15 protein-coding genes, 1 tRNA gene and 1 pseudogene are annotated in these 16,532 nt (G+C 73.5%); 7 read left to right on the forward strand and 10 right to left on the reverse strand.

All coding sequences use genetic code 11. The features are described 5' to 3' along the window. The first annotated feature begins 40 nt into the window (after window positions 1-40). The 3 genes from QQG74_RS24380 (at window position 41) to QQG74_RS24390 (ending at window position 1,583) form a co-directional block, all read left to right on the forward strand. Complete coding sequence (locus QQG74_RS24380; protein WP_341717054.1) at window positions 41-712, forward strand: bifunctional DNA primase/polymerase; 672 nt, start codon at window positions 41-43, stop codon at window positions 710-712. A 159-nt stretch (window positions 713-871) separates the two neighbouring features. Further along, complete coding sequence (locus QQG74_RS24385) at window positions 872-1,033, forward strand: hypothetical protein (protein ID WP_341717055.1); 162 nt, start codon at window positions 872-874, stop codon at window positions 1,031-1,033. Window positions 1,034-1,325: 292 nt separating this feature from the next. Further along, window positions 1,326-1,583 (forward strand): DUF3040 domain-containing protein, encoded by a 258-nt coding sequence (locus tag QQG74_RS24390; RefSeq protein WP_341717056.1) that lies wholly within the window; start codon window positions 1,326-1,328, stop codon window positions 1,581-1,583. A gap of 35 nt (window positions 1,584-1,618) precedes the next feature. Here the strand turns inward: QQG74_RS24390 and QQG74_RS24395 are convergent, their stop codons facing one another. Both QQG74_RS24395 and QQG74_RS24400 read right to left on the reverse strand, forming a co-directional pair. Then, entirely contained in the window at window positions 1,619-2,581 is a 963-nt protein-coding gene (locus tag QQG74_RS24395; RefSeq protein ID WP_341717057.1) for an SWIM zinc finger family protein, read from the reverse strand. Then, window positions 2,578-5,801 (reverse strand): annotated as a pseudogene (locus QQG74_RS24400) (DEAD/DEAH box helicase). Before QQG74_RS24400 ends, QQG74_RS24395 begins: the two are co-directional and overlap by 4 nt. Before the next feature lie 112 nt (window positions 5,802-5,913). On the opposite strand from QQG74_RS24400, the gene QQG74_RS24405 reads away from it, so the two are divergent. After that, window positions 5,914-6,783 carry a PfkB family carbohydrate kinase gene (locus QQG74_RS24405; RefSeq protein WP_341717058.1) on the forward strand — a complete coding sequence of 290 codons (870 nt, stop codon included), beginning with the start codon at window positions 5,914-5,916 and terminating at the stop codon, window positions 6,781-6,783. Between the two features lie 190 nt (window positions 6,784-6,973). On the opposite strand, the gene QQG74_RS24410 is transcribed toward QQG74_RS24405, so the two are convergent. Then, window positions 6,974-7,495 carry a DinB family protein gene (locus QQG74_RS24410; RefSeq protein ID WP_341717059.1) on the reverse strand — a complete coding sequence of 174 codons (522 nt, stop codon included), beginning with the start codon at window positions 7,493-7,495 and terminating at the stop codon, window positions 6,974-6,976. A 326-nt stretch (window positions 7,496-7,821) separates the two neighbouring features. Between QQG74_RS24410 and QQG74_RS24415 the strand changes: the two genes are divergently transcribed. Next, window positions 7,822-8,028 (forward strand): hypothetical protein, encoded by a 207-nt coding sequence (locus QQG74_RS24415; RefSeq protein ID WP_341717060.1) that lies wholly within the window; start codon window positions 7,822-7,824, stop codon window positions 8,026-8,028. An 11-nt stretch (window positions 8,029-8,039) separates the two neighbouring features. Here QQG74_RS24415 and QQG74_RS24420 read toward each other — a convergent pair whose 3' ends face one another. After that, window positions 8,040-9,185: a polysaccharide pyruvyl transferase family protein gene (locus tag QQG74_RS24420; RefSeq protein ID WP_341717061.1), complete on the reverse strand. Its 1,146-nt coding sequence runs from the start codon at window positions 9,183-9,185 to the stop codon at window positions 8,040-8,042. Between the two features lie 122 nt (window positions 9,186-9,307). On the opposite strand from QQG74_RS24420, the gene QQG74_RS24425 reads away from it, so the two are divergent. Then, window positions 9,308-10,246, forward strand: a complete 939-nt coding sequence (locus tag QQG74_RS24425; protein ID WP_341717062.1) for an aminoglycoside phosphotransferase family protein — start codon at window positions 9,308-9,310, stop codon at window positions 10,244-10,246. 219 nt (window positions 10,247-10,465) lie between these two features. On the opposite strand, the gene QQG74_RS24430 is transcribed toward QQG74_RS24425, so the two are convergent. After that, on the reverse strand, window positions 10,466-11,047 hold the full coding sequence (locus QQG74_RS24430; protein ID WP_341717063.1) for a TetR/AcrR family transcriptional regulator: 582 nt from the start codon (window positions 11,045-11,047) through the stop codon (window positions 10,466-10,468). Window positions 11,048-11,124: 77 nt separating this feature from the next. Between QQG74_RS24430 and QQG74_RS24435 the strand changes: the two genes are divergently transcribed. Then, complete coding sequence (locus QQG74_RS24435; protein WP_341721352.1) at window positions 11,125-11,715, forward strand: dihydrofolate reductase family protein; 591 nt, start codon at window positions 11,125-11,127, stop codon at window positions 11,713-11,715. Between the two features lie 32 nt (window positions 11,716-11,747). Here QQG74_RS24435 and QQG74_RS24440 read toward each other — a convergent pair whose 3' ends face one another. From QQG74_RS24440 to QQG74_RS24460, 5 genes are all read right to left on the reverse strand, one after another. Continuing rightward, window positions 11,748-12,545, reverse strand: coding sequence for an alpha/beta hydrolase (locus QQG74_RS24440; RefSeq protein WP_341717064.1), 798 nt, complete (start codon window positions 12,543-12,545; stop codon window positions 11,748-11,750). A 139-nt stretch (window positions 12,546-12,684) separates the two neighbouring features. Next, window positions 12,685-12,756: transfer RNA gene (locus tag QQG74_RS24445), tRNA-Val, on the reverse strand. Between the two features lie 87 nt (window positions 12,757-12,843). Then, the gene (locus tag QQG74_RS24450) at window positions 12,844-13,308 is read right to left on the reverse strand and encodes a peroxiredoxin (RefSeq protein WP_341717065.1); all 465 of its coding nucleotides are present in this window, start codon (window positions 13,306-13,308) and stop codon (window positions 12,844-12,846) included. Window positions 13,309-13,363: 55 nt separating this feature from the next. Then, window positions 13,364-13,801 carry a DUF3052 domain-containing protein gene (locus tag QQG74_RS24455; protein ID WP_341717066.1) on the reverse strand — a complete coding sequence of 146 codons (438 nt, stop codon included), beginning with the start codon at window positions 13,799-13,801 and terminating at the stop codon, window positions 13,364-13,366. Between the two features lie 113 nt (window positions 13,802-13,914). After that, window positions 13,915-16,500 (reverse strand): transketolase C-terminal domain-containing protein, encoded by a 2,586-nt coding sequence (locus QQG74_RS24460; RefSeq protein WP_341717067.1) that lies wholly within the window; start codon window positions 16,498-16,500, stop codon window positions 13,915-13,917. Window positions 16,501-16,532 lie beyond the last annotated feature (32 nt).

A 16,532-nucleotide genomic window follows, 5' to 3' on the forward strand; every position in this document is an offset into this window, starting at 1 on the left:
CGAGCCGTACCGGGCGGTCCGGCGAGGGGAGATGGCGCCAATGTGGGGGAACGTCGGGCCGCGTGTGGCACCGCTGTCGCCGTTGGAACGGGTGCGGTTGCGCCGGGTCGCGGTGCGGTACGCGATGCACGGCTGGGAGGTGACCCCGGGTGCCTGCCTGGCGCGCAGCCGGTTCGTCTGCGGCCGGGCCGGCTGCCCGACCATCGGCTGCCACCCCGCGCTTGAGGACTGGGAGCAGGCCGCCAGCGCCGACCCGGCCCGGGTGGCCACCTGGTGGCGGTCCCGCCCGCACGGCGTACTGCTGCCCACCGGCCGCGCCTTCGACGTGCTGGAGATCCCCGCCCACCTGGGCCAGCGGGTGCTGGAAGCGGTCCGCGCCCACCCCGTCGGCCCGGGCGTACGCGGACCGGTGCTGGTCACGCCGACGGCGCGCTGGATGTTCCTGGTCCGCCCCGGCGACCCGCTCCGCCCCGAGTTGGAGCACTGCCTCCAGGTGGTGCGGCACGGCCCGGGTTCGTGGATCCCCGCACCTCCCACCCGGCTGCCCGAGGGGCCGGTGCGCTGGGCGGTCGCGCCGGAGCAGGCCCGCTGGCAACTGCCGGACTCCTATCTGGTGCAGACCACGCTTATCGACGCGCTGCGCGACGCCGGCATCGCGCTCGCCCCCGCGCTGGTACCGGGTCACCTGCCGCTGCCCCGCCGGGCCAGGTGACCCGGAGCGGCGCTGACCCCGGGCCGGCGTTGACATCCCGGGTCCGGTGGCGCGGGGAGGTCGCGGCGGTGGGAAGGTGACCGCCCGGGCAGCGACGCCCGGCGGCGGGTGCTCGTTGAGCACCACGACGGCGTGCCTGCGCCGGGAGCGGGGGGCCAGATGGCCACGGACGACACCATGCACCAGCCGGGCGGTGCCGAACCGCCCCGGCGGTACCGGCCGAGCCGGCGCTGGGCCGCCACCCGACCGCCCGGTGCCCGCCCCGGACGGCCCCGGCCACCGGGTGCCCGCCCGGCCGGCACCCACCGCCCGGCCCGCTGACCCTGCGCCGATCAACGCCGGTGGATCGTCGCCGGCCCTTGAGCCGGGACGGCGAGCGTCGCCGGCTCCTCATCCGCGGACGGCGGATCGTCGTCGCACCCGAAGCGGACTCGGTGTCGCCGTACTGATGATTCAGGTACGGATCGGGTGAAACGGCACTTCCCCTGGCCGGGCCCCGCGTCCGGCGAAGATCCGCTGCCCTGCTGCGGCAAGTACCAGCAGGAAGAGCGCGTTAGCCAGGACCCAGCGGGTATTCCGCCGCACCGTTGCTGAACGCGTGAGGGGAAGGCACATGCTCAGCAAAGAGGATCAGCGCAGATTTGAACAGATCACCCGCCACCTGCGGGAAAGCGATCCGGCGTTCTTCGCCCGGCTCGACAACCGGGCCCGGTTCCGGCGCGGCCGATGGCTGTTGCTGCTGACCATCGTGCTGTGGGCGTCGCTGCCGGCGACCACCGTGATGTTCGGCCGGTCGGCCGGGGCGGCCTGCGCCGTGGTGCTGCTGGCCAACGCGATGCTGATGTGGCGGTTCCGGCAACGCTGGCTGTAGCCGGCGGCTATTCGCCGAGTTGCCCGTACGCGCGGTTATTCGCCGAGTTGTCCGTACGCCCGCCGCAGCCGCTCCACCAGACCCGGCCCACCGATCGCCGGTGCCGGCGCACCGAGCTGCCGGAGCAGCAGGTCGGGCCGGCTGGCCAGCGTGGGCGGCCGGTCCGGCAGCGGCACCGGTGGCAGCCAGAACCGGTCGACCGTACCGGCCATCGGCGCGTCGGGCAGGTCGGCGAGGGCTCGGCTCGCGCCGGCCGGCGCGAGCGGTGGCCGGGCCGGGGTGCCGTCGGCTGAACCGTCAGCGGCGGGCTCGCCGGGGACAGCTTCGCTTGGTGCGGCGCAGTCGCCGCCACGTTGCGGGCCGACCACCGACGAACCCGCGGTACGCGGTGCGGATGAACCGGTGCCACGCAGCTGGCGCAGCCGTTCGAGCAGTTCGGCCCGGTTCCGTCCACGCCAGTGCAGCAGGGCGAACGGGTCCGCGTCGAACGCCTCGGCGAGCAGGTAGAAGGTGGCCGCGAGGTGCTTGCAGGGCACCGCGAAATCCGGGCACGAGCAGCTCTGTTCCAGCTCCGCCACGGTGGCGGGGAAGAGCGGCGCCCCGGCTGCGGCGAACAGCTCCTCCAACTCGGCCGGCAGGTCACCGGCGAGCAGCCGGGCGCTGAAGAACGCCTGGGCGGCCAGCTGCCGCTCGAGGCGGTGCCACAGCCGGGCCGGGAACGGGCGCAGTCCGATCTGGACCCGGTACGGCTGGGCCCGCGAACCCTGCACCAGGGCACTCACCTTGCCGGGCGCGACGTCGAGGCTCAGCACCTGGCCGGCGCGGGCGTACGAGCGGCCCCGGGTCAACCGGGTGCCGAGCGCGAACGACTCCAGCACCTCCAGGAACCGGCGCGACCACCAGGACACCCCGATCGCGCCCCGGGTGCTGCGGGCCCGCAGCCCGCCGTCGACCCGACGCGGCCGGCCGTAGTCGGCGTACCGGCCCCAGTCGCTCACTCGGCCACCGCCCCGGTCTCCAGGGTGAACAGCTCGCGCAGCTGGTCGGTGGAGAGCTCGGTGACCCATTGTTCACCGGTGCCGACGACCGAGGCGGCCAGGCCACGCTTCTCGGCAATCATCGCGGCCACCTTCTCCTCCACCGTGCCGGCGCAGACGAACTTGCGGACCTGCACCCGGCGGCGCTGTCCGATCCGGAACGCCCGGTCGGTGGCCTGGTCCTCCACCGCCGGATTCCACCACCGGTCGACGTGCACCACGTGGTTGGCGGCGGTCAGGGTCAGCCCGGTGCCGCCGGCCTTGAGGGAGAGCACGAAGAGGGCCGGGCCGCCGTCGGACTGGAACCGGGTGACCAGCTCGTCGCGGTCGGCCTTGCCGACCCCGCCGTGCAGGAACAACACCTCCTGGCCGAAGCGGGCCGCCAGGTGCCCGCGCAGCATCCCGCCGAACTCCGCGTACTGGGTGAAGAGCAGGGCCTTCTCCCCCGCCGCGAGGACCTCGTCGAGGATCTCCTCCAACCGGGCCAGCTTGCCGGAGCGCCCGGCCAGCGGGGAGTCGTCGCGCAGCAGCTGCGCGGGATGGTTGCAGACCTGCTTGAGTCGGGTCATGGTGGCCAGCACCAGGCCGCGCCGCTCGATGCCCTCGCTGGACTCGATCCGGGCCAGCATGTCCTCGACCACCGCCCGGTAGAGCGCCGCCTGCTCGGCGGTGAGGTTGCAGACGACCTCCATCTCCAGCTTCGCCGGCAGTTCGGAGATGATCGACGAGTCGGTCTTGAGCCGGCGCAGCACGAACGGGCCGGTGATCCGCCGCAGCCGTTGCGCGGCCTCGGTGTCGGCGTGCCGCTCGATCGGCTCGGCGAAACGCTTGCGGAAGGTCGCCGCCGGGCCGAGCAGCCCCGGGTTGACGAACTGCATGATCGACCAGAGGTCGGCCAGCCGGTTCTCCACCGGCGTACCGGTAACCGCGATCCGGTGCCGGGCCGGCAGCGTCCGGACCGCCTCGGCCTGCCGGGTGGCGGCGTTCTTGATGGCCTGCGCCTCGTCCAGCACCACCCGGTGCCAGTCGATGCCGGCCAGCTGCACCGCATCCCGGGCGGCCACGCTGTACGTGGTGAGGACCAGATCCGCGCCGTGCGCGGCGGCGGCGAAGTCCTCGCCGCGCGCCCGCTGGGCGCCATGATGCACGTGTACGCGCAACTCCGGGGTGAATCGGGCGGCCTCCCGCTGCCAGTTGCCGACCAGCGACATCGGGCAGACCAGCAGGGTCGGCCCGGCCTGCGGCGGGTCGGCGGCGAGCAGGGCCAGCAGCTGCACCGTCTTGCCGAGCCCCATGTCGTCGGCGAGCACCCCACCCAGTCCGAGCGACTGGAGAAACGCCAGCCAGGCCAGCCCTCGCCGCTGGTACGGCCGCAGCGTGCCGTGAAAGGACGGCGGCTCGGTCAACGGGGCGAGGCGGCGCTCGACGGAGCCGGCGAGCAGGTCGCCCAGTGCGCCGTCGGCGGTCACCTCAAGCACCGGCAGGGCGTCCGGCTGATCGCCCTCGGCCAGGCCCTGCCGCAGCAGGTCGGCGACGGTCAGCTCGCCGGTGGAACGCAGCAGGCGCAGCCCGGCAGCGAGCCGCTTCGGGTCCAGCTCGACCCAGCGGCCACGCAGCCGCACCAGCGGGGTCTTCAACTCCGCCAGCCGGGCCAGCTCGTCCTCGGTGAGCGCCTGGTCCCCGAGCGCCACCTCCCAGCGGTAGTCGACCAGGGCGTCCAGCCCGACCCGCTCGCCGGTTCCGGTCACCGTGCCGGGCGCGGAGCGCGAGCTGGCTCGCAGCCGCGCGCCGAGCCGCGCCGAGGGTCGTTGCCACCAGGACGGCAGCAGCACGGTGAAGCCGGCCGCATGCAGCATCGGCGCGCCCTCGCGCAGAAACCGGTGGGCACCCTCGGTGTCCAGCTCCAGTGCCTCCGGCGTGGCGGTACGCAGCGCCGCGTCCAGCTCGGGCCAGAGCCGGCTGGCCCGGCCCAGTTCGGCCAGGAGTGTCTCTTGTGGACTCTCCCCGGCGAACGGCGCCCCCGCCCCGCGCCACACCTGGCCGGCGTCGACGTGCAGGCCCGGCTCGTCGGCCGCGCGGAGTCCGAACTCCACCCGCCAGGCGTCCCCGATCGCCAGCACGTCGTCGGGGTCGGCCGGCACCACGGTCAGCGCCTCGCTGATCTCCTCGTCCGCCGGCTCGACCAACCGGAAACTGGCCCGTACCGACCCGCCGGCGGCGTCCCGCTGCCAGGCGTCCAGTTCGTGCCGGAGGGTGTCCAGTGCCGCCGGGTCGGCGGTGAACTCACGACGGGGCCCGGTCAACGCGCTCAACCACGGCACCACCGCGCCGTTGTTGCGCACCCCTCGGGCCAGGGTGACCGCCGGCAGGGCGGCCCGCACCGCCGCGTCGGTGAGCGCGTCGAGCGCGTCGGCGACCAGCAGCCCCGGCGCGTCGGCGGCCCGGCGGGACGCACCGCCGACCGGGGCGCGGTGGGACCGCCCGCTCCGGCGAGGGCGGGGAGACTCCGGTGTGCCCACCGCGGCCGGCATCCCGGACAACTCCGCCTCGACCACCGCCCGGGTGGCCGGCGGCAGCGCCAGCGCCAGCGCCCGGGCCCAAGCGGCGTCGGTCCCGGTGAGCAGCGGTCGCCACACCGCGCGGGCGGGCACGCCATCCCCGTGCCGGCACGGCGCGCCGGTCCGGCTCCGGCATCGTGCGGCGTCGGGTCGGGTGGGTCACCCAGGCCGGGCAGCACCCGGCCACGGCTGGCCAGGTCGGTGGCGAAGGCACCCAGTTCGGCCAGGTGCCGCAGGCTGGCACCGGCCGCGGCGGTAAGCCCGTCCAGGGCGCCCAGCAGCGACAACGCGGCGTCCGGGGCGTACGCCAGGACGGGCACCCGCCAGCCGGCCAGGGTGACCGTGCCACGGGCCGGCGGCACGTCGGAGGTCCGGACCAGCTCCGGCGAGTCCAGTGGCGCGCCGGCCCGGGTGGGCAGGCTGAGCAGCGCGCTGCCCAGGTCCGTCGGTTCGGCGGCCCCAGCCAGCACCGCGACCAGCGTGGCCGGCTCGGCGGCGAACGGGTGCGGGCGTTCCCGGGGCGCCCGGCCAGGCCGGCGCAGCACCTCCGTCGGCCGGGTGCTGTCCTCGGCCCAGACGGCCAACCCCCGCCCGGCCAACCACACCCCGTGCACGACGAGCACACACACCCCCTGTCAGAAGGAAGGGCCCCTTATTAACGCCTGCGGTAGAGGAAGGGCCCCCTGTTAACACTCGGGTCAGGATAGGCGGCTCGAACCGGCTACCGTCGGCGCCATGTACGACGTGTTGGTGCTCGGCGGCCTCGGGGTAGACGTACGGGTGCGCGTACCCGGCTTGCCGCTACCGGTGGTCGACTCGGTCACCGTCGAACCGATCGACCTGCGCATCGGCAACACCGGTGCCGGTGTGGCGCTCGCCGCACACGCGCTGGGGCTGCGGGTGGCGGTGGTCGACACGATCGGCGCGGACCCGGCCGGTGACGTGGTCCGGGCCGCGCTGGGCCGCACCGGTGTCTACGCGGTGCTGACCGAGGATCCGGCCGGCACCCGCCGGTCGGTGAACCTGGTCGACCCGGCCGGGCGCCGAATGTCGCTGTACGACCCCCGGTCGGCGGGCGGACCCGCGCCGTTCCCGGCCGCCCAACTGGCGGCGTTGGCCCACGACTCGACCCATGTCCATTTGTCGATCATGGCCTGGGTCCGGGACCTGCTGCCCGCCATCGGCGACGTGCTGGGCGAGGGGGTGGGCACCTCCACCGACCTGCACGACTGGGACGGCCAGAATGCGTACCATCGTCCGTTCGCCGATCTCGCCGAGCTGGTGCTGGTCAGCGGCACCGCGCTGGGCGACCGCGCCCGCGCGGTGGCCGCCGTGCTGGCGCCACGGCCGGTGCTGGTGACCCACGGGGCCGACGGCGCGGACCTGCATCTGGGTGGCCGGGTCAGCCGGGTGCCGGCGGCCACGCCACCCGGCCCAGTGGTCGACACCAACGGGGCCGGGGACGCCTTCGCCGCCGGGATCCTCGCGGCCCGGTTGCGCGGCGCGACGTGGCAGGAGGCCGTCGGGTACGCCGCCCGGGTCGCTGCGGCGGCCTGCACCCACGACGGCATGGAGTACCCGCCGGGGCTGCTCCCGTTGCCCTGACGGCGCTCGCGCCCCGGCTGCCGGCGAGCGGCTGGCCACCACGACCATTCAGCCCGTTGCCCTGACGGCGCTCGCGCCCCGGCTGCCGGCGAGCGGCTGGCCACCACGACCATTCAGCCGTGCCCGGGCTGGCCCGGGACCTGGCCAGCTCATGGCCTCGCCGATCCCGCGTGCCGCCGCTCGGTGTCGGTCAGAGGGCGCCGGTGGAGCCGTCGGTGAGTTCGCGCAGGATGTCGGCGTGCCCGACGTGCCGGGCGGTCTCCTCGATCAGATGCGCCAGGATCCAGCGCAGCGACACCTCGCCGAGCTGCGGGTGCGGCACCACGTGGTCGAGGTCGAAGCGCGCGGCCAGTTCCCGGGACCGGGCGCAGGCCCGCTCGTAGCCGGCGACCAGGTTCGCCAGGGTGTCGCCTTCGGCCAGGGTGAAGCTGGCGAGCGCAGCCTCCTCGGTGGTGGGGAACGTCTCGCCCGGCGCCGGGTCGAGCAGGATGTGGAACCAGTTGCGCTCGATCTCGGTGAGGTGTTTGACCAGACCGGCGAGCGTGGTGGCCGACGGCACCAGCCGGCGCGTCGCGTCGGCGTCGGAGATGCCGCGCAGCTTGCGCAGGAGCACCGCCCGGTGAAAATCGAGGAAGGATTCGAGGACCGCCCGTTCGTCGGCCGACCGGTTGACCACCGGCCCGAGCGTCGGGTCAATCGCAATCTCCGCCATGCCGAGAGGCTAGTCACGTTCGATCCGCTCGGCTGCCCCGCACGTTCGATCCGCCCCGCCGCCCCGCACGTTCGATCCGCCCCGCCGCCCCGCACGTTCGATCCGCCCCGCCGCCCCGCACGTTCGATCCGCCCCGCCGCCCCGCACGTTCGATCCGCTCGGCTGCCCCACGCGACGCGGCAGCGGGTATGCCAACTGCCGCTGCGCGACGCGGCAGCGGGTGTGCCAGCTGCCGCTGCGCGACACGCCAGCTGTCGCTGCGCGACGCGGCAGCGGTGTGCTGGCTATCCGCTGCGGAAGCGGCGACGGGCGGGCAGGATGGGCGCATGGCAGGAACGGTTGAGATTCCACTTGTGGGTGGTTCGGCGGATGGGCAGCACGTCACCGTCGAGTTGGACCCGAACGGCCGGCCCCCGCTGACCCACCACCACCTGGGTCCGGCCGGCCTGGCCGAGGCCGACATCTACGAGTTGGAGTCGATCGACGCCAGCGGCCAGCAGTGGTGCTACCGCTGGCGGGGACCGGCCGTCTGAGCGGCGTCCGGTCAGGCACCGACCTCGGCGAGGGACCGGCTGCGTAGGCTCTCCAGCACCGCTGCGGTCACCCGCGAGGTGCCCCGGGCCTCCTCGCAGACCTGCGCCACCCGCCGCGCGGTGTGCTCCGCCCGCTGGTCGCGCTCGTCCCACAACTGGTCGACCTCGGCCAGCAGCGGACCCTCCACCTCCCGCTCCACCCCGCGCAACGCCGGCACCCCCAACCGCTGGGCCAGGTCGAAGACCTTGCCGGCGTACGGGAGGGGCAGGAACGGCGTACCCATCATCGCGGCGAAGATCAGGAAGTGCAGCCGCATGCCGACCGCCAGGTCGAAGTGGCGCATCAGCCCCAGCACCTGCTCCGGCGAGTAGGTGCCGTGCAGGATTCGCCCCCGCTCCGCCGCGATCATGTGCGACAGTACGCCGTGCGAGTGCCGGATGTCGTCGCGTTCCATCGGCACGAACAGCACATGCGCGTCGATCCGGTGCACCAGGAAGTCGCCGATCTGGGCCAGCAGACGGTGGTAGCCGTCCACGTCGAGCCGTTCGGCGGCCCGGCCCGGCTCCCGCACGCTCATTCCCACCAGCCGTTTGCCGTCGGGCACACCCTCCTCACGCAGCAGGCTCGCCGGAAACTCCGCCGGTTGCAGCAGGAACGCCGGATCGGCGGTGACGGTGATCGGGTTGAGCAGCCCCGCTTCCTCCAGCACCATCCGTGACTCCTGGTCGCGTACCGTGACCTGGGTGGCCCCGGCAAGGGTCTCGCGGACCATGCCGGTGTCCACCATCTCGCTCAGTGGTCCGACGCCGACCGCGTAGGTCAGCAGGGGCAGGCCGCGTTCCTGCGCGACCCGGACGACCCGCAGGTAGCGCCGGGCCTCCTTGTCGTAGAGGATGCCGCCGCCGCCGAGGATGAGCAGGTCCAACTGGGACAGTACGAGGGCCGAGTCGCTGCGGCTGACCCCCTCCCAGGGCACCGCCTCCACATCCGGGTGCGCCTGTCGGGTGTGCTCCGGATTGCGCGAGAAGACGATGATCCGGCCATTCGGCTCCTGCTGTCGCAGATCGGTCAGCAGGCCGGTGAGAATCGCCTCGTCGCCGAGATTGCGCCCGCCGTACGAGCCGAGCACGCCGATGGTCAGTGCGGCACGCGTCATCCGTCGCTCCTCCTTAGGTGCGTCCGCTCCGACGTTCCCGCTGCGGCCGGGAACACTCCTCGGCCCGCACCCGGTGGGAACCCGGTTGCCCTCGTCGGCCCGGTCCGGGCACGGTGAGCGGTGTGCAGGTGGCTACGAAGAATCGACTCCGCTGGGAGCAGCTGCCCCAGGATGTCCGCTCCGCCGTCGAGGACATTCTCGGCGATCGGGTGGTGGCGGCCGTGTCGCAGCCCGGCGGCTACTCACCGGGCACCGCGGACCGGGTCCGCACCGCCGATGGCCGGCGGGCCTTCGTCAAGGCGGTCAGCCCGGCACAGAACCCGGACAGCCCGGGGATGCACCGCGCCGAGGCCCGGGTCACCGCCGCGCTGCCGGCGTACGCGCCGACGCCCCGGCTGCTCGGCTGTTACGACGACGGCTACTGGGTGGCCCTCGTGCTCACCGACGTCGACGGGCGGCACCCGGCGGCCCCGTGGCAGTCCGACGAACTGGCCGCCGTGCTGGCGGCACTGGAGTCGATGGCCACGGCGCTGACCCCGACACCGGTGCTTGAGGTACCGACCGTCGCCGAGCACCTGGCCGAGGACTTCGCCGGCTGGCGCCTGGTCGCCGAGGATCCGCCGCCCGATCTGGACCCGTGGGCCCGGGCGCACCTGGACGACCTCGTCGCGGCGACCGAGCACGGCCTCACCCTGCTGGCCGGCGACACCCTCTGCCACGTCGACATGCGCGCCGACAATCTGCTTGTCGATGCGGCGGGCCGGGTCACCGTGGTCGACTGGCCGTGGGCGTGCCGTGGCCCCGCCTGGCTGGACACCGCGATGCTGCTGCTGGACGTACGCCTCAATGGTGGCCACGACATCGAGGCCCTGCTACACCGGCTGCCGGTCCTCGCCGACGCCGATCCGGCGGCGGTGACCGGCCTCTACGCCGGCCTGGCCGGCTTCTTCACCGACCGGGCCCGTCGGCCACCGCCGCCGGGCATCCCCACCGTCCGAGCCTTCCAGCGGGCCCAGTCCGAGGCCGCGCTCGGTTGGCTGGCCGAGCGGCTGTCGACCTGACCGCCCGCCCTCGGCGCACAGCCGCCGTCGGAAGCCGAACCTCGGTGCGCGGCCGCCCGCACCGCCGAAAGCCGGACCTCGGCGCGCAGCCGCCCACCGCAGGAAGCCGAACCTCGGCGCGCAGCGGCACACGCCGCCGGAGCCGGGCTCGGCGCGCTGGGACGATGGCGGCCAGCAGTGGGACGTCCCGGTCGAGCCGGCGCGGCGCTCGCCGGCCGGTCAGTCGGTGGGGTGCGCGACGGCGAGTCGTGACACCAGGGCCTCGACCACCCGGTCGGTGTCGAAGCCAGCGTCGATCGAGGCGGTGAGCAGGTCGAGCAGCAGGCCGTCGATCGCGTAGTGCAGCAGGGCCACCTCGAATGCGCCGCCGGGCAGCCCGGCGGCGATATGGAAGGCGACGTCGTCGCGGTAGCCGCGGCGCAGCGTGTCGCCAAGGATTCGGGCCAGACCGGGCCGGCGGGCGGCCTCCAGGCGCAACTCGATCAGGGCCCGGGTCAGGTCGGGTTGCCTGGTGGTCCGCTCGACGATGTAGCGGACGTAGTCGGTGAAGAGATCCAGGGACGGCTCCCGGCCGGCCAGCCGGGCGAGCACCGCCTCGTCCGGGGCGAACCGCTCGAAGATCCGCTCGGCGAGCGCGCCGAGCAGGTCGTCGCGGGACCGGAAGTAGTTGGAGGCGGTGCCGAGGGGTAGCCCCGCCTCGGCATCGACGGCGCGGTGGGTGAGACCGCGCGCTCCGGCGGCGGCGAGCACCCGCAGCCCGGCGTCCGCCAGGGCCGCCCGGCGTTGCGGGTTACGTGCCACAGAAAAGACCCTAGCACCAACCACAACAGGTGTCGTACATTGTCGACCACGACATCCGTAGTGATTGGGGTACCGCTTTGCGCAAGCTCGTCTACTTCGTCGCCAGCAGCATCGACGGATTCATCGCCGCGCCCGACGGCTCCTACGACTTTCTCGACCCCGCCCCGGAGGCCCTGCGCCACCTCGTCACGCACTGGCCGCAGACCCTGCCGAGCTTCGCCCACGAGCACCTCGGCATCGACCGCCCGCAGGGCCGCTTCGACACGGTCCTGATGGGCCGCGCCACCTACGAGCCGGCGCTGCGGCTCGGCGTCACCAGCCCGTACGCACACCTCAAGCAGTACGTCTTCACCCGCTCGCTGCCCTCGTCCCAGGATCGGGACCCGGAGATCGTCTCGGGCGACCCGGTCGCCTTCGTCCGCGAACTCAAGCGCCGGCCCGGCCGCGACATCTGGCTCTGCGGCGGCGGTCAGCTCGCCGGGCAGTTGCTGCCCGAGGTGGACGAGCTGCTGATCAAGGTCAATCCGGTAGTGGTCGGCAGCGGGGTGCCGCTGGCCACCCGTGACTTCGCCCCACGGCGGTTCACCCTGCTGGAAACCACCGCAGTCGGTGCCGGCGTGGTGCTACTGCACTACCGCATCGGCACCGAGACCGGTCCGGGTGAGTGAAGGCCGGCCCGAGACGAAAAGCGGGGCGAAGCTCAGACCGGCGGGGTGGCCGAGTGGGTGAGGAACGGCAGCACGGTCGCGGGCAGGGCCGGCGAGTCCACGATGTCGTAGTGGGTCAGGCCAGGCAACACCGCCAGCCGGGCACCGGGGCGGTCCCGACCGTCCCAGCCGGCATCCCGGTGCCCGCCGCCGAGCAGACCGAAGCACTCCACCATGTGCGTCGCGCGCACCGAGTCGGCATCGGCGTAGACAAGCATGGTGGGCGTGGTCATCGCGGCCACCTCGGCCGACCAGTCGTACTCGCGGCGCAGCAACTCGCCGGTCTTGGCCCAGAGCCGCGGCCAGTCCTGCGGACGCGGCGCGAGGCTCTGGTAGAGCTGATGCGGCGGGGTGCCCCGCATCCGCTCGCCGGCCGCCTCGTCCGGCTCGGGCATCCCGGCGAGCACCTCGGGATACCAGCCCTGCCGGCGGCACGGCGCGGAGACCACCACCAGCTTGCGGAGCAGTTCCCGGTGCTGGATCGCCAGCCGCAGCGCCACCCCACCACCGAGCGAGAAGCCGAGCACGTCGGCCGGGACCAGGTCGAGCTGCACCATCAGCGCGGCCACGTCGTCGGCCATCGACTCGTAGCGCAGCGGTCGGTCGATGTCGGCGGTGCGCCCGTGGCCCTGGAGGTCGACGCCGATCACCCGCCGCCGTTCGGCGAGCGCGGGCCGGATGGCGGTGAACGTCTCCACCGCGCCGAATCCGCCGTGCAACAGCACCAACGGGCGGCCCGAGCCGTACTCCTGGTAGCCCAGGCGTACCCCGTTGGCCTCCGCGTACGGCACCTGCCCCTCCCTGTTCGGCCGGGCTGCCGCAGCATTGCGGGCCGGGGGTTATCGGAGTGTCGGGAGTCAAAAAGTGTCGGGAGTTAAGAGGGGGCCCCTGCTATACAAAAGGCGTTAACAGGGGGCCCTTCCTTGCGGGTGGGCGCGGCAGGTTTCGAACCTGCGACCCCTCGCTTGTAAGGCGAGTGCTCTCCCACTGAGCTACGCGCCCGGAAACGCCGTACGGCGGACCGGCGGTTGGCAGCTTACCCTGCCGCCCACCGGCCCGGCCGGACACCTCACACCGGTCGCGACCGGATCAGGCGCCGGTCTCCGCCAGCGCCTTGCGCCAGCCCTGCTGGTCGCGGGGCTCACCCGGCATGTTCATCTCGGCGAAGCGGACGATGCCGGCCTTGTCGATGACGAAGGTGCCCCGGTTGGCGATGCCGGCGACGTCGTTGAAGACCCCGTACGCCTGGGCGACGGCACCGTGCGGCCAGAAGTCGGCGAGCAGCGGGAACTGGTAGCCCTCCCGGTCCGCCCAGATCTTGTGGGCGTAGACCGAGTCGACGCTGACGGTCAGCACCTGGACGTCGTCGTTGACGTACTCGTTGAGGTTGTCCCGCACCTCGCACAGCTCGCCCTGGCAGACGCCGGTGAAGGCCAGCGGGTAGAAGACCAGCAGGACGGTACGCCGGCCGCGGAAGTCGGCGAGCCGTACCTCCTGGTTGTTCTGGTCCTTCAGCACGAAGTCCGGCGCTTCGGCGCCAACCTCGATCGGCATGTGCACTCCTCGGTATCGAGACGGGATGGCTCAGCCTGTCACACCGGCAGACAGGTCACTTCCGGCCCTTGGCACCTCGGCGCAGCACCAGGCGGGCGCCGCTCCAGTCCTTGCCGGCGTTCACCGTCGAGGTCTGCTGAAGGCCGGCGGTGGGAGCGGACTCGGCGATCTCGCTCGGCTCGACGTGGCCCTCGCGGCCGGCCTTGGGCGTCAGCAACCACACGACCCCGTTGTCCGCCAGCGGGGCGAGGGTCTCGACGAGTAGTTCGAAGAGGTCACCGTCGCCGTCCCGATACCACACCAGAACCGCGTCGACCACCTCGTCGGTGTCCTCGTCGACGAGTTCCCCACAACGGTCGGTCAGGGCGTCCCGGAGATCCTGGTCGACGTCGTCGTCGTAACCGATCTCCATGACGACCATCCCCGGCTCGATGCCGAACCGGTCCGCCAGGCTGCGTACCCCGTCGGCAGCCTGACCAGCGGTCGCGCTCACTGTCGCGTGCCTCCTCATCTCGGGCGAGTTCCCGGACGTCCACTCGACGCCGTCAGGCAAAGTCCACACAGTCGCGGCCTCCTGCGCAAGTGGCGCACCGGGTGGAACGAAATTTACCGTGCCAGCAGCGTACGGGCACCCTGGGTGATGGCGTCCTCCGAGACCAGGACGTGCCGGGCAGCCGGACCTAATGGTACAAAAGAGTCAACTGCCGCCACTCGACGTGCCGCACCGACATATCCGGCGTCGACCAGCGCGGCCAGCACCCCCTCGCCCACCCCGCCGGAGCGCCGCGTCTCGTCCACCACCAGCACCCTTCCGGTCGCGGTGGCCTCCCGGATGAGATCGGCCACCGGCAGCGGCGCGAGCCACCGCAGGTCCACCACCCGGCACCCGATGCCCTCGTCGGCCAGCGCCGACGCGGCCCGCAGCGACATCCGTACGCCGTTACCGAAGGTCACGATGGTGACGTCCGCAGCCGAGCCCACGCCGTACACCCGGGCCCGGCCGACCGGGACGTGCCGGCTCGCCCAGGCGCCCGGTTCGAGATAGCCGGCCAGCCACTCACCGTCGCCGTCGGTGTAGAGGTCGCGGGTGTGGTAGAGCGCGATCGGTTCCAGGAACACGCAGACGCTGCCGTCCACCGCCGCGCTCGCCAGACAGGTCCGCAGCATCGCCGCCGCGTCGTCCGGGCGGGCCGGCACGGCGACCACCAGCCCGGGCACATCCCGCAGTACGGCCACCGAGTTGTCGTTGTGGAAGTGCCCGCCGAACCCGTCCTGGTACGCCAGGCCCGCCACCCGGAGCACCATCGGGTTGCGCAGCGCGCCCTGGGAGAAGAACCCGAGGCTCGCCGCCTCGCCGCGCACCTGGTCCTCACCACCGTGCAGATACGCCAGGTACTGGATCTCCGGCACCGGCAGCATGCCGGCCAGCCCCGCGCCGAGGCCGAGGCCGAGGATCGAGGTCTCGTCGCGCAGCGTGTCGAAGACCCGGGCCGCGCCGAACCTGTCGCGCAGGCCCTTGGTCACCCCGTGCACCCCGCCCTTGGCAGCGACGTCGCAGCCGAAGACCGCCATCTGCGGCTGGTCGAGCAGCCCGTCGGTGAGCGCGGCGTTGATGCTCTGCGCGAGCGTGAGCGGGCCGGCCAACTCGGGCGGCTTGCCGCCGAACGCCTCGGCCCGGGCCGCCGCGCCCGCACCCGCCGCCCGGATACCGGCGTCGGCCACCGCCCGGGCCACCCGGGCCGGCCGGCGCGGTGCCAGCGGGGCGACCACCTCGGCCGGACTGGTCAGCTTCGGCTCGTCGAGCACCTGCTCGGCGATCCGCCGGATCTGCCAGCCGATCTCGTCGTACCGGTCCAGCAGTTCCGCGCCGCCGGCCAGGCCCGCCTCGACCAGCCGGCGCGCGGTGGCGACCACCGGATCGGCGGCCAGGTCGGCGGTGATCTCCTCGGCACTGCGGTACGCGCTCTCGGCGTCCGCGCCGGCATGGCCCATCAGCCGGACCGTGCTCAGGTGCAGCACGGCCGGTCGACGGTGTCGGCGTACCCAGGCGACGGCCTCGGCCGCCGACCGGTACGCCTCGACCAGGTCGGCGCCGTCGGCGGCGAAGTACCGGATGCCGGGCTTCGACCGCAGCGCGGTCGCCACCCAGCCCTGCGGCGACCGGACGCTGTCGCCCAGGCCGTTGTCCTCGCAGACGAAGAGCACCGGGATCCGCAGGCCGGTGTGGTCGTACCAGCCTGCGGTGTTGAACGCGGCGGTGGCGCTGGCATGGTTGATCGAGGCGTCACCGAACGAGCAGACCACTATCGCGTCGGGTGCCCAGGGTGCCGGTGCGGCCGGTTCGGGCCGGATCGGCACGCCGCGGGCGTCGAGTCGGCGCAGCCGTTCCACCGCGAGCCCCATCCCGACCGCCCGGGGCAGGTGCGCGGCAACCGTCGAGGTGGTCGGCACCACGGCGAGATCGGACCGGCCGAAGACCTTGTGCCGACCACCGGCGATCGGTTCCTGCGCGGAGGCGACCATGCCGCGCAACACGTCCCGCGCGGCCTCGGCGTACGCCGGAGCCACCGGCCGCCGTACCGAGGCCATCCGCACCCCGATGCCCGCCTGGTCGGCTGGCCCCGGCTCGCTTTCGCCTTCGGCTTGATCGTCGGCTCCGGGGTGGTCGTCGCCGTCGGTCCGGTCGTCGCGTCCGGGCACGGTCTCGGTCGCCGGCGCGGGGGCCGACGCCGGTGCGGGGACGGTCGGTAGTGCGGCGGCTGCGGGTGCCGGGGTGATCGGCGGTACGGAGACAGCCGGCTCGCCGTCCGGGCTCGCGGTGGCCCCGCTGGGCTGCTCCTCGGCGCCGAACCGCAGGCCGGCGGCCTGGGCGGCCCGGACGCAGTAGAACGCGCCGGAGCGGTAGTGCAGCAGGGCGGGATCGGTGGGGCGCAGGGCCGCCGCGAGCGCGGCGTTGCCCTCGTGGCCCGCCGAGCCGATGGTGTAGTAGCCCTCGCCGAAGCTACGCAGCCAGCATCCGGCGAGGTCGAGTTGCCGACTGGTGACCTGAGCGTCGAAGAGGTCCAACAACTGGGCGCCGGTCAGTGCGGCGCCCTCGGCCATCGGCTGGGTCGGGTCGGCGCGGTGTCCCGGCTCGGGCAGCGCGGCCAGCGACTCCCGGAACCGGTCATCGAGATCCTGCGGCGTGGTCACGTCGACAGCATTACCGACCGGAGCACACCTCG

The sequence above is a fragment of the Micromonospora sp. FIMYZ51 genome (assembly GCF_038246755.1).
Lineage (GTDB): Bacteria > Actinomycetota > Actinomycetes > Mycobacteriales > Micromonosporaceae > Micromonospora.

Coding starts and splice junctions, on each gene's coding strand:
- QQG74_RS24380 (WP_341717054.1), top strand. CDS start 41: ATGTGGGGGAACGTCGGGCCGCGTGTGGCACCGCTGTCGCCGTTGGAA.
- QQG74_RS24385 (WP_341717055.1), top strand. CDS start 872: ATGGCCACGGACGACACCATGCACCAGCCGGGCGGTGCCGAACCGCCC.
- QQG74_RS24390 (WP_341717056.1), top strand. CDS start 1,326: ATGCTCAGCAAAGAGGATCAGCGCAGATTTGAACAGATCACCCGCCAC.
- QQG74_RS24405 (WP_341717058.1), top strand. CDS start 5,914: ATGTACGACGTGTTGGTGCTCGGCGGCCTCGGGGTAGACGTACGGGTG.
- QQG74_RS24410 (WP_341717059.1), bottom strand. CDS start 7,495: ATGGCGGAGATTGCGATTGACCCGACGCTCGGGCCGGTGGTCAACCGG.
- QQG74_RS24415 (WP_341717060.1), top strand. CDS start 7,822: ATGGCAGGAACGGTTGAGATTCCACTTGTGGGTGGTTCGGCGGATGGG.
- QQG74_RS24420 (WP_341717061.1), bottom strand. CDS start 9,185: ATGACGCGTGCCGCACTGACCATCGGCGTGCTCGGCTCGTACGGCGGG.
- QQG74_RS24450 (WP_341717065.1), bottom strand. CDS start 13,308: ATGCCGATCGAGGTTGGCGCCGAAGCGCCGGACTTCGTGCTGAAGGAC.